Source organism: Edwardsiella hoshinae NBRC 105699 = ATCC 33379 (assembly GCF_000474215.1).
In the GTDB taxonomy this organism is placed as follows: Bacteria; Pseudomonadota; Gammaproteobacteria; order Enterobacterales; family Enterobacteriaceae; genus Edwardsiella; species Edwardsiella hoshinae.
This window is the reverse complement of the sequence record NZ_BAUC01000010.1, coordinates 89,183-101,329: the sequence shown is the minus strand read 5'-3', so window position 1 is coordinate 101,329 and position 12,147 is coordinate 89,183. Positions and strand designations below refer to the sequence as shown.

Annotated in this window: 12 protein-coding genes; 11 read left to right on the top strand and 1 reads right to left on the bottom strand. The window is 53.2% G+C overall.

Annotation, left to right across the window (positions count from 1 at the left end; genetic code table 11):
* Nucleotides 1–139: 139 nt before the first annotated feature.
* The gene (locus tag EHO01S_RS04010) at nucleotides 140–544 is read left to right on the top strand and encodes a type II toxin-antitoxin system RelE/ParE family toxin (RefSeq protein WP_232238255.1); all 405 of its coding nucleotides are present in this window, start codon (nucleotides 140–142) and stop codon (nucleotides 542–544) included.
* Nucleotides 545–1,001: 457 nt separating this feature from the next.
* The gene (locus EHO01S_RS04000; protein WP_024522755.1) at nucleotides 1,002–1,346 is read left to right on the top strand and encodes a hypothetical protein; all 345 of its coding nucleotides are present in this window, start codon (nucleotides 1,002–1,004) and stop codon (nucleotides 1,344–1,346) included.
* 354 nt (nucleotides 1,347–1,700) lie between these two features.
* Here EHO01S_RS04000 and EHO01S_RS19145 read toward each other — a convergent pair whose 3' ends face one another.
* Nucleotides 1,701–1,847: a hypothetical protein gene (locus EHO01S_RS19145; RefSeq protein WP_167352250.1), complete on the bottom strand. Its 147-nt coding sequence runs from the start codon at nucleotides 1,845–1,847 to the stop codon at nucleotides 1,701–1,703.
* Nucleotides 1,848–2,477: 630 nt separating this feature from the next.
* On the opposite strand from EHO01S_RS19145, the gene EHO01S_RS03995 reads away from it, so the two are divergent.
* The 9 genes from EHO01S_RS03995 to EHO01S_RS03960 all read left to right on the top strand — a co-directional run bounded on the left by EHO01S_RS03995 (nucleotide 2,478) and on the right by EHO01S_RS03960 (nucleotide 11,979).
* Nucleotides 2,478–2,906: a universal stress protein gene (locus EHO01S_RS03995; protein ID WP_024522754.1), complete on the top strand. Its 429-nt coding sequence runs from the start codon at nucleotides 2,478–2,480 to the stop codon at nucleotides 2,904–2,906.
* A gap of 860 nt (nucleotides 2,907–3,766) precedes the next feature.
* A complete protein-coding gene (locus EHO01S_RS03990; protein ID WP_024522753.1) occupies nucleotides 3,767–4,531 on the top strand; it encodes an AraC family transcriptional regulator in 765 nt (254 codons plus the stop codon).
* 303 nt (nucleotides 4,532–4,834) lie between these two features.
* Complete coding sequence (gene idi, locus EHO01S_RS03985; protein WP_024522752.1) at nucleotides 4,835–5,356, top strand: isopentenyl-diphosphate Delta-isomerase; 522 nt, start codon at nucleotides 4,835–4,837, stop codon at nucleotides 5,354–5,356.
* Between the two features lie 48 nt (nucleotides 5,357–5,404).
* Nucleotides 5,405–5,530 carry a hypothetical protein gene (locus tag EHO01S_RS19260; protein ID WP_255209542.1) on the top strand — a complete coding sequence of 42 codons (126 nt, stop codon included), beginning with the start codon at nucleotides 5,405–5,407 and terminating at the stop codon, nucleotides 5,528–5,530.
* Nucleotides 5,531–5,754: 224 nt separating this feature from the next.
* The gene (gene proC / locus EHO01S_RS03980) at nucleotides 5,755–6,564 is read left to right on the top strand and encodes a pyrroline-5-carboxylate reductase (protein WP_024522751.1); all 810 of its coding nucleotides are present in this window, start codon (nucleotides 5,755–5,757) and stop codon (nucleotides 6,562–6,564) included.
* A gap of 199 nt (nucleotides 6,565–6,763) precedes the next feature.
* Nucleotides 6,764–8,320: a methyl-accepting chemotaxis protein gene (locus tag EHO01S_RS03975; RefSeq protein ID WP_024522750.1), complete on the top strand. Its 1,557-nt coding sequence runs from the start codon at nucleotides 6,764–6,766 to the stop codon at nucleotides 8,318–8,320.
* Between the two features lie 84 nt (nucleotides 8,321–8,404).
* Nucleotides 8,405–8,995 (top strand): response regulator transcription factor UhpA, encoded by a 591-nt coding sequence (gene uhpA / locus EHO01S_RS03970; protein WP_024522749.1) that lies wholly within the window; start codon nucleotides 8,405–8,407, stop codon nucleotides 8,993–8,995.
* Nucleotides 8,995–10,527 carry a signal transduction histidine-protein kinase/phosphatase UhpB gene (gene uhpB / locus EHO01S_RS03965; protein WP_024522748.1) on the top strand — a complete coding sequence of 511 codons (1,533 nt, stop codon included), beginning with the start codon at nucleotides 8,995–8,997 and terminating at the stop codon, nucleotides 10,525–10,527. The genes uhpA and uhpB overlap by 1 nt, the downstream gene beginning before the upstream one ends.
* A gap of 105 nt (nucleotides 10,528–10,632) precedes the next feature.
* Nucleotides 10,633–11,979 (top strand): MFS transporter, encoded by a 1,347-nt coding sequence (locus EHO01S_RS03960; RefSeq protein WP_024522747.1) that lies wholly within the window; start codon nucleotides 10,633–10,635, stop codon nucleotides 11,977–11,979.
* The last annotated feature ends 168 nt before the right edge of the window (nucleotides 11,980–12,147 follow it).

Sequence of the window (12,147 nt, the reverse complement as noted above, 5' to 3'; positions counted from 1 at the left end):
GTCAACTGGCTGATGCGCCGATTATCTAATAGTAACGCGCGGGAGGGTCTGTGTATTAAGCAATCACGTATTATCCGTTACGACGTGGGGCATTGCGTGGGATGGTCGCTCAATACCTGTTGGGTCCCCAAGAACAATTATGGGTAAGCACAGTATGAAAATTCTTTGTCTTTCGGCTGAGGAGGCGGGGGCACCGCTCGCGTATTTTTTTGCGCAGGCATCTGGGAAATTAGCCGAGGCGATCAACAAGAAGTTGGCGGCCTTCAGTGCACAGAATACGATCTATGCTGCTTCCGGTCTGAAGATCCTCAAGCCCGCGATATGGGGGTACAAAGGTACCATTTATAAACTACGGGTGGATTGCGGCGCGCAGTCTGCGCGGGTGTTGTTTACGCTAAACCGTACGAACGATCTGGTGGTATTGCATGCCTTTTTGAAAAGAACACGCAAGACACCGCCGAAAGAGGCGGCGATCGCCATACGCCAATTGGCAACCTTAAATGCAGGCGTAGATTTGCTTCCCTTATTTCAGGCCGATGCCTAACGTGCAGGCGATAATTCGCGTATGTGTATCGAGGGAAGGCAGTTTGGCCGAGGTGCGATGAATGGCTCCTGTGGGGCTCTTGCCCGCGGGTTATGATACCGGAATGAGGGGCTCCGAGTTTCGTCGATTCAACTGGCGTTGAGGAAAGAGAACACTGTATCAGCGCTCTCATCATTCAGGAGGTTGGAGCGTTGCTGTGGGACAAGATGGCGGACGAATGTGGTGTTTCCTCTGGACAGGGGGCGCAGGTGGAGGAGAGCCGGGGGCGGGGCACGGCGGTACAGACGAAAATTGACGCGATGCTGCATGCCATGGGTCTGCGACGGGTGGTTTTAGTCATTGTCTCCCTCGCAGGTAGCTGAGTAGATTTGAGATGTCGTGTGCAGCGCTGGCGCGCTACCCTATTTCACTTGAACACTCACCGTTTTGGGGGAGCTGGGTGATGAAGGAGGATGGCATGAGTGGGGATCTCTTTGCAGCGGCATTAACGGTGACTATTGATGACAATACGGCGATACGCGCATTTTTTAAAAAATTTGCGCGTGACGAGGCGGCGGTCAAAGCAAATCTCTACCATGAATTAGCGCAGATTATCCGTCAGCGCCCCCATAAGATTAAGGCAGCTTGGGGGTTAAAGCATCGGGGAAAAACTATTCTAGAATATAAAATCGTGCTGAAACCACACTGTTTTCGTGCCGCCTATATTCAAGAGGAGCAGCATATTACGGTGATTTTTATCTCCGATATTTTGCTTAAGCGTGAGTTTGTCAACGCGCTCGCAGCAACACATCTGGTCGATTGAGTGCACGTGGCTATGATAAAGCGTGACGGTGTCGTTTTCGTCGAGTCGCCGACGGTGTATGGTGCGGTTGTGCGAGGTGGGGGCCTGAGCCATTCTCTTGGCGGCGCGTGTTGAGAGCGTTTCGTTTTTTTCGTCGCGATGGGGCAAGCCTACACGCTGAGTGGTAAATGCCACTGCTGTGGCTGGATGCGTGAGCAGGTTGTCCCATGGCTTCTGCGGCATTACCTGTGTGGGTGTGGTTACGGGCTGATGAGGCGGTGAGATGCGCCAAGCGTCATCGGGCGGCTCGCTTAGTGGAGGCTTGCGGGGCGAGCCGCAGATGCTGGGGCAACGGGGAGGCTTCGTTGCCCACGATTACTCGTCGAAGCTGGCAAAGAAGGTATCGTTGTAGCTACACATGCCACAATCGGCGAGATTGCCGAAATTATTGTTGTGGACTGGAGGGGTATGGGCGCAGCCACTTAGTGCTAGGGCGGCGAGCAATAAGACGATATATCTCATAATGGACTCCGGGTAAGGGTTCTTCTGTTAAGAATTAGGTGCATGTCATGCCCTACTCATCGTGAGTATTTAAATTCTCTGTGCTATTTATCGACGATTATAGCGTGGGATTTTTATGCTGTCTGCTTGCGTATTTAACGTAAAGTGCTGTTGAATACAATGTGATAATATGCAAAAGGGGTGCGGTAAAAACAAAAAAGCGTTCTGTATTTGGGCTTATTTATAATTCCTTCACATTGTCGCTGAGTACGATAAAAAATGAAGAAATAATGGAGAATAAAAAAATTATCGTGTTTTCGTTTGATTGTTGATTTTCGCGCTGAGCTTAGCGATGCGTTATCATTTGACGTGAAATGAAAAGTGTCGGGTTACGCTTGTGCACTAGCTTACACTGCGCTAGTGGATGACGAAGTGCCGGTGCGCGTTTTCATCAGGGTGTAGGATGGGGAGTGGAGGTCATACCCTGTGGTATCTCACAAAAGCGTGGTAACACAATGTTGTCTATTCTTATCAGGCAGTATGCTTAGCGTGTTAGGCCAGAGCGCCTGGGGGAGTCGTGACGGAGGCTCGGTGTGCTGAGCTACGCGGGAATTGTGCTGTTTTACGGTGAGTCAGGAAGAGGGAGTGACGATGTATAAGAACATTTTAGTACCTGTCGATATCGAAGAGGACCTGCTGACGCAAAATGCGCTAGAGCATGTGATTTACATGGCTAAACTGACGGATGCCGAGGTGCATTTCCTGTATGTGTTGCCTGATGCCCAGGCATTCGTCACAGCATACTCCTTTGGAATCAAAGAGTTTGAAAATAAAGCAGTGGCGAACGCAGAGGAGAAGTTACTGACGTTGATCGATCGTATCGATCTGCCTCGTGAGCGAATGTCTTACACCATTCGCTTCGGTACTCCGCGTGATGAGGCATTGTTGCAGGCAGAAGAGATGGGCGCCGATTTGATCGTGGTGGGTTCACATCGTCCCAGTGTGAAGACGTATCTGCTGGGATCGAATGCGGCAGCTATTGTCCGTCATGCCAAGACCAATGTGTTGGTGATCCGCTAAAGTGGAGCGCGGTTTCTTGATGGCTTGAGGTGTTTGCCTGGTGGGCTGCGTGGGGGGTACGGGCGCAGCCCCATGTCGTTAGCGCTAACCTTTATGGTAGCGGGTAACAGGTGATTGGCTAGCGTCATTGAGCGTGTCTAGGCGGTGCTTTTTTCTTATCGGTGATATGTGAGATTTTGCCTGGGAGCGGCGACGATCCGATACAACGATGAGACAAAAAAATACGCCTTCGGAGTAAATACTCATGGTGCTATTTGGCTAATTTATTTATTTAACGTTTTGATTATCCATTGATTCTTGTTTCCCGTCCTCTGCTTTTTACCATTTGCATCGCGGTAAGCGTAGCATGATAATAAAGGTCATCATGTGGTGTGCCTAGAATTTTATTGTAGGCAGATTTGCTAGGGTATTATGCAGGATTATTGACGTTAGGTGCGGATGGCGTGCGGATTTTTCTGCATGTGGCTAGGATAGCGGTAATAAGTCCTACGTCAGGTAGAATTATTGTCGGTACTCTACTGACGATAATGTAGCAAAGAGATCGTAGCATTATAATAACTAGGTAATCATTGCGCGGAGAATACTCCGCGCTTTTTTCATTTGGATATAATCGATAGTTATTAATGTTAGGTCTGTTTAGTACAAAAGTAAGATGGATTTATAGGTGAGATTTGAACAATCTTTTGTGTAAAGATAACGCTACAGTTGAAATTTGCGACTGGCATTGAAATAATAATATTATTCGGTATGTTATTTTATTATTGGGGCCAATTTTGGGCTTCTCTTTTATGCTATGCGCTAGCACCACGATGTGGTAGTGAGATAAGGCATTTTGTTCATTTTTTGTAGGATGTTCTGCTATGAAACTTTGCTGTGATGAATGTTGTGCGATAGTTTTAACAGAAAGTGATGTAAATGTCAGATTTAGCGAAGGCGAGCCGGTTAAGTTTAATGCAAATCATTTGATGTTGATTTCTGTGGAAAGTGATGCAATAGACTTTTCGGCATTAGAGCCGTCTTATGTGCTGTATATCAATCGTGATTTGATAAAAGACTATCTGCACTTTCTGAAAAAAGATCTTACTAACTATGCCCCGATAGCGCGTAATTTTCCAGTCTATATGATAGAGCCTTGTCGAACGCCATATGTCTTCAAAGAGGCTGCGCGCCACTCGGTGATGCGGGATATCGATGAAATCGAGTATGAACGCAAGCGTTCGCTGACGTTTGCCGCGCTATCCATTTTTCTTAACAATAAGAATTTTATTCCTTTCTTGATGCGGATGGTGCGGAATAACATCAGTGCAAATGTCTATAACATTATTCAAAGCGATATCAACAAGACCTGGAGTCTAACGACGGTGGCCAGTTGCCTGTGTCTGAGTCCGAGCTCATTAAAGAAAAAACTAAAAAATGAGCAGACCAGCTACAGTAAAATTGTCACCGATTGCCGCATGCGCTACGCGGTAGAGCAGCTATTAGTCTTCAATAAGAACATTTCACAGGTTTCGGCACTGTGTGGTTATAGCAGCACCTCTTACTTTATTTCGGTATTTAAGGAGTATTACGGCATGACGCCGTTGAATTATGTGCATCGTTATCGTGATGGGGTGATGTTGCCCTAGTTCTGTGCTTTCCCTTTTGCTGGCGGGTGTGGTTTGACAAGGATGTCGCTGCGTTTTCTCCGTCTTACACCTGGTGGCAGATGCGTTGTGATCCGCGATTTGCGGGCGTCGTTAATGCATTTCTCTCCTGTTTATCTCCCATGCGTGATAGAGCGTAAGGTGTGCTATTGTCAGATTTTTCACAAGAAAAGCCGTTCAATACTAAAAAGGTGGGCAGGGATAAGGTATGGTAGCCGACTCTTGTACCGTGTATCCGCGATGACACGGTAGCGTTCCATGTTGCATCGGTGGGAGGGGAGTCGGGTGATTGAGGTTGTTCTGGTTGATCGGCAGGATAAACCGTTAGGACGGATGGAGAAGTTAGCGGCGCACCGTGAAGGATGCTTGCACCGAGCCCTGTCTGTTTATCTCTTTAATGCGCGGGGTGAGTTGTTGTTGCAACGGCGTGCGGCCGGTAAATACCACGCGGGTGGGCAGTGGAGTAATACGTGCTGTAGCCATCCGTTGCCAGGGGAGGCGATCGAGCAGGCGGCGACGCGTCGTTTGCAAGAAGAGATGGGGATGCAGTGTGCGTTAGATCCGCTCATGACGCTGTATTACCGAGTGGATGTTGGCCAAGGGTTGACCGAACATGAGCTCACTCGTGTTTTCGTTGGCCGTAGCGAGCAGAATCCACAGATGAATCTGGCAGAAGTCGATGCATTTGTCTGGCGTACTCCCGAGCAGATCCTACAGCATATGGCCCAGCAGCCGAATGACTACACGCCATGGTTCCGTCTCTGTCTGCCACAAGTCTTGCAGCATCTCGCCGCTCATCCAGGCTGAGTCACGTGGGTCACGTGGGTCACGTGGGTGGGTGAGGCGGTGCATGCTGTGCTATCCATACTTGATGCCGAGATGGCCGCGGAGTACCACGATAAGCGTTATCCGGCCTCTCCCTTTAGCGCGCGTGAAGGCGCTCGCTTCGTCAAGGAGGTTAGTGCCGCTGCTCCAGCGTGATGTGGAGAGTTGCCGTGGCGTATGCTGTTGTCATTCTCTGCCCGTCATGTTCCTTCGCTGTTCTTACTCCGCCGTAACCGGCTATTTTAGTGACGATGTGGTCGTTCCGTGCCCTTGTGTGAACGGCATATTTTTCCCTGGCGCTTGGTGGTAGTCTGGCGCGAGTAGGGTGGGTCTGAAGCCGACCCCCCGTCTTAATACTGAAAGCCTGGGTTGGAGGATGTATGGAGCAAAAAATCGGTTTTATCGGCTGTGGCAACATGGGCCGGGCTATCCTCGGAGGGCTGCTCACCAGCCAATGTGCACGGGCGCAAGATATTTGGGTGTATAACCGTACTGCGGATAGCGTCAGAGCCATCGTCGATGAATATGGCGTAAAGGCGGCGGAGAATGCTCAGGCGCTGGTAGCCGAGGTGGATATCGTGGTTCTGGGGGTGAAGCCCAATGGTATGGGAGCCCTATTGGGTGAGATTAAGTCAGCGTTGCGTCCCGAAACTATCGTGGTCTCTATTGCGGCGGGCGTGACGTTAGCCACCCTACAGGAAGGGTTAGCGGCACAGCAGAAAGTGGTGCGAGTGATGCCGAATACCCCTTCATTAGTCAATGCCGGCATGTCTTCGGTGACGCCTAACAGTCGCGTCAGTGCCGAGGAGTGTGCGCGTATCGTCGCCCTGTTCCGGAGCTTCGGGCGTGCGGAGGTCGTGCCAGAGGGGCTGATCCACGCTGTAGTCGGGGTGAGCGGTTCGGCACCGGCCTATGTCTTCATGTTTATTGAGGCGATGGCGGATGCGGCGGTACAGGCGGGGATGCCGCGTGCTCAGGCATATCAGTTCGCCGCTCAGGCGGTGATGGGCGCGGCTAAGATGGTGTTGGAGACTGGCACACATCCTGCTGAATTGAAAGACATGGTCTGCTCGCCCGGCGGTACTACGATTGAGGCGGTTGCTGCGTTGGAAGAGAGAGGAATGCGAGCCGCGGTGATTGAAGCGATCGGCCGTTGTATTGCGAAATCAGAGGCGATGAGTCGCCGTTAAAGGGGCGACGTCTCTCATCCAGCGTCGAATCCGGCGGCGCTGGTAGTTCCTGTCGTCACCTATTCCCTTCTACGCCCAGCGATATTATGTGATCTGCTTCAAGTTTTTCCCTGGATGACCGATAACGTCAACGTCGGCCTCGCGATCGACCGGCTGAGGGATGATCCCATGCCGAAGCGTTATTTACAGGGAATAATTGATGAATCAACGTATAACAGTTCGTGGCGGATTATTAGTCATAATCTGTACTTATACCTTATTACTGCTTTTTATCAGCAGCATGGGAATTTATTTTTTGCGTCAGAGTAATCACTCTCTGGCGGTCGTTAATCAGTTGCAGGCGGATGAGTTAGGGCCGCTCTCAACGGGGTTTAGTGCCACGCTGCGTGCGCGCTCCGCCGCTGCCGTTGCGGCTCGGCAGTTGACGTTAGCGCACATGGCCGATGCCGACGCCAGTCGCCAGACGGCGGAGAGGTTGATCGCCGAGTCCGATCAAATCATGGCGCAGTTCTCCGCGTTGAAGAAGGTCACCGTCGAAGGTCAACGCCTGAGTTCACGTCTGGAACAGAGCTACCAGTCTTACATTCATGATGGTTTACTGCCGATGGTGCAGGCATTAGCACAGCAGAATTTGGATGCTTATTACAGTCTGCTGGAGAATCAGGTCAGTCATCATTCCACTGAATATGATCGCGATTTACGCGAGTTCCGCCAGTTTGCCGATGCCTTGGGGCGAGAGGCATTGCAAAAGGCCGCTCGGGATTATCAGCGCGCGATGACGCTGATCATATCGGCTTGCCTGTTGTTGCTGGGCGTAGGGGGCTTCTGTTGGTATGCGTTACGCCGCATCATCTTGCAACCATTGATGCAATTGGATGAGCACGTTGGGCAGATCGCTAATGGGGATCTGGCGCAGTCGTTGACGTTACGCGGTCGCTCCGAGATAGCCCTACTCGGGCAGAAATTGACACAGATGCAGCAGGCGTTGGCTGGTACTGTGCGTCGCGTACGCGATGCCAGTGAGCACGTTGATGTGGGAGCTCGCGAGTTACGCGCCGGCAACAGCGATCTCTCGCAACGTACTGAGGAGTTGGCGGCTTCACTTGAAGAAACGGCGGCCAGTATGGAGCAGCTGACAGCCACTGTGCGTCAGAACGCAGCCAATGCCGAGCAGGCGAATCTGCTCGCGGATGGGGTGTCTCATAGTGCCAATCAAGGGGCGGCCATCGTCAACGAGGCGATCGTTGGGATGCGCAGTATTTCCCAAAGCTCGCAGAAGATCGCCGATATTATCAGCGTGATCGACGGAATCGCCTTCCAGACCAATATCCTGGCGTTGAATGCTGCGGTCGAAGCGGCGCGTGCCGGCGAGCAGGGGCGGGGGTTCGCGGTGGTCGCTGGCGAGGTGCGCAATCTGGCGCAACGCAGCGCCCAGTCGGCGAAAGAGATTAAATTGTTAATTGAAGATTCAGTACGTCAGGTGGGTGAAGGCGAGCGGCGCGTCAGTGCTGCTGCGGATACCATGGCGAAGATCTCCGATGAGGTGGTGCGCGTTACCGCTTTGATGTCGGAGATCTCCTGTGCCTCTCAGGAGCAGAGCCGTGGCATCGAGCAGGTCAATCAGGCCATTGCACAGATGGATCAGGTGGCGCAGCAGAATGCGGCGCTAGTGGAGGAGTCTACTGCGGCGACCGCCTCGCTGGAGACGCAGAGTGAGCAATTGATGCAGAGCATGGAGAGCTTCAAGCTGGCGTAAGAGGGCGCTCGGTGGGCCACAGTTACGGGATGTGGCCGAATATGTGTATAATTCGCGCACTGTTGTTGCCCGCCGGAGTTGACCATGACCTATCGTATTGCCTTTATTGACGATCACTATATCGTGCGTTCCGGCTTCGTCCAGTTGCTGTCGCTGGAGGAGGATATGGCGGTCGTCGGCGAGTTTAGCTCGGCGGCAGAGGCGCGGGCCGGTCTACCGGGATTGGATGTACATGTCTGTATCTGCGATATTTCGATGCCGGATGAAAGTGGCCTAGATCTTTTGGCCGATCTGCCCTCCGGGCTGGCGGTGATCATGTTGTCGATGCATGATAGCGCGGCGTTGGTCGAGCTGGCGCTCGATCGTGGGGCGCGCGGTTTTCTCTCGAAACGTTGTCGCCCCGAGGATTTAGCCAGTGCGGTACGTACTGTCGCCCAGGGCGGTGTTTATCTGATGCCAGAGATCGCGCAACAGCTGGCGCGTACCCGTATCGATCCGCTGACACGCCGCGAGCGTGAGGTGGCGATGATGCTGGCTCAAGGGCTTGAGGTGCGCGAGGTCGCTGAGCGTCTCGGTTTATCGCCGAAGACCGTTCATGTCCATCGCGCTAATCTGTTCGTCAAACTCGGGGTGAATAACAACGTCGAGCTGGCGCGCCGCCTGTTGGGGCAGTGATGCAACACCTGATCTCTGCCCTGGCTATCTTCTTTTGTTATACCATCGCCGGCTTTTGTCTGTGGGCCATCGGTGCGGCACTGGTGGCCTCGCCTGTCGAGGCTTTGCTGCTATTCCCCTTTGGCCTGCGGATGGGCATCTTATTACAGACTGCGCCGCGTTACTGGCCGGGGATCGTAGCCGGCGATGTGGCTATCCAATGCTTCTTAGCGAATCAATTCGGTGTGGGCGCGTGGCTGGGTGCCACACTGCTTGCACTGTTGTCGTGCCTGATTTTGTCCTGGGGGCTCGGTGCATGGTTACGCCGTCAGCAATCTCCGGGCACCGAGTGGCGCTGGCCGTTGCAGCAAGGTGGCGTGGTGGCGTTGGCGGCGCTATTGCAGGCGTTGCTCTGGGCCTTGCTGGACGGCGCCATGCCAGGACCGGCGTTGCTATTGGGGCTATGCGGCGGCTTGACAGTGGCACCGACCTGTCTGTTGATTTGGCATTATCTGGCACAACAGAGCTGGTTGCCGCTGATGCCGGGGATCTTGCACCGCCCGGTTAATCTACGCTTGCGTCATATTGGCGCTTACTTACTGTTGTTCGCCTTGAGCTTATGGCTACAGCACCTGGCACAGCATGCCGATCTGCGTCGTTTTGTCCCTTTCTGTTTGGCGATCCCTATCGTCTTTATGTCTTACCGTTACGGGTGGCAGGGGGCGTTATTGGCGACCCTGCTCAACGGTGTGGTGTTGATCGCAACAGAGCCGCAGGGAGCGGCGCCGCATCGCGATCTGTTGCTCTCGCTGTTGGTTCAGAGTCTGACCGGTATGTTGTTGGGCGCGGGGATCGAACGCCAACGCGATCTCAACCGCCAGTTGAGGCAGCGTCTGGAGGAGAATCGTTCACTGGCGCGTTCGCTGGTGATGGCGCAGGAAACTACCCGGCGAGAGATCGCCCGTGAGTTGCACGATGAAGTCGGTCAGACCATCACGGTGATCCGTACTCAGGCGGGGATCATTCGTCGTTTGAGTCATGAGCCGCGCCTGTTGGCCAGTGCAGAGGCGATAGAGAATTATGCCCTGCGGGTCTACGACGGGGTGCATGAGCTGTTGGCGCAACTGTGGCCAGCGTCACTGAGCACTTTACCGCTGGCGGCGGCGTTGGCGGCGTTGCTACGCGACCTATTGCCGCCCGATCAGGGGATCACGGCGCAGCTGGATTGGCGCATCGATGAGTCCGTACTGGATGATACCCTGAAGATCACCTTGTACCGCCTATGCCAGGAGGGGGTGACTAATGCTTGTCGTCACGCCCGTCCCAGCCATGTCGCGCTACATGGTTGGCAAGATGCTGCGGGGTTGCTGCATATCACCATTCGCGATGATGGTTGCGGCATCGATTTGGCGACGCTGACGCCGGGGTATGGATTACGTGGCCTGCGTGAGCGTATCTGTGCTATGGGTGGTGAACTCCAGTTAGAGAGCGGCCAAGGGACGCGACTGGCTGTGATCTTGCCCGCAGTTTTACCCGCAGAGCGTACGAACTAAGAGTTTTTCCTAGTGAGGTCAGGAGATTTGTATTAGTTATCCCGCGCGCTGACATCGCACCATAGTGGCTACAACGATGAGTTTCCACGCACGAGGTATTTTCCCATGTGGTTTTTCCTGAAAAGCCGCCCCGACGCGCCCGAGATCCAGGATCGCGCCAAGGTTGACGCCACCTATAAATATTGGCGTATCCAACTGATGTGGGTGATGTATGTTGGCTATGCAGCCTTCTACTTTACGCGCAAAAGCTTCAACTTCATCATGCCGGAGATGATCAGCGATCTGGGATTGAGCATGTCCGATATCGGCATCATGGGGACACTGTTCTACATCACCTATGGCTGCTCTAAATTCATCTCTGGGATGATCAGTGACCGTTCCAACCCACGTTATTTTATGGGGTTAGGACTGATCATGACCGGGATTATCAATATCGTCTTTGGCATGAGCTCCTCGCTGCTGGTGCTGGGTGCGCTGTGGATGGTGAATGCGTTCTTCCAAGGCTGGGGCTGGCCGCCCTGCTCCAAGATCCTGACAAGCTGGTACTCGCGCGCTGAGCGTGGCAGCTGGTGGGCCATCTGGAATACTTCGCATAACGTCGGCGGTGCGCTGATCCCGTTGCTAGTGGGGTTCATCTCGCTGCATTTCAGCTGGCGTTACGGCATGATCATCCCGGGGATTATCGGGATTGTGTTGGGATTGCTGATGTGCTGGCGCCTGCGTGACAAGCCGGTCACCCTGGGGTTGCCGAGTGTGGGTAAGTGGCGTGACGATGCCCTGGAGTTGGTACAAGAGTCTGAAGGTAAAGGACTGTCCAATAAAGAAATCATTAAACGCTATGTGCTGACCAACAAGTATATCTGGTTGTTGGCCGTCTCCTATGTACTGGTTTACATCGTGCGTACGGCGATCAACGACTGGGGTAACCTGTATTTGACCCAGACCAAAGGCTACTCACTGATGACTGCCAACTCGGCGCTATCGCTGTTTGAGGTCGGCGGTTTTATCGGTTCGTTGGTTGCAGGATGGGGGTCAGACAAGCTGTTCCGGGGTAATCGTGGCCCGATGAACCTGATTTTTGCCATCGGTATCTTCCTTTCTGTGGCCGCGCTATGGTTGATGCCGGGCGGTAGTTATGCCTTACAAGCCGCCTGCTTCTTCGCCATCGGTTTCTTTATCTTTGGACCGCAGATGTTGATCGGCATGGCGGCGGCCGAGTGTTCTCACAAGGATGCCGCCGGAGCCGCTACCGGATTCGTCGGCCTGTTCGCCTACCTCGGTGCCGCGCTCTCCGGTTATCCGATCGCCCGGGTAATGGAAGTGTGGCATTGGAATGGCTTTTTCGTGGTTATTTCCGTGGCAGCCTGTCTGTCCGCCCTATTTTTACTGCCTTTCCTGCGTGCTCAGCAGGTAGATCCTGGCGTAGGACAGTCGGTGCAGGCGAAGGCGTGATCGCGCAACATCGGTGGGAAAAAAGCATGGCTTCGGCCATGCTTTTTGCTATGGAATGGTGAGAAGGTTGGCTAAAATACGGGCGATGAGCGGGGTTCCCTGCATAATGGCCGATTTTCTCAGCAAATGGCAAAAGTAATGCAAAAAGAGGGTTGACGCGCTGAGCGC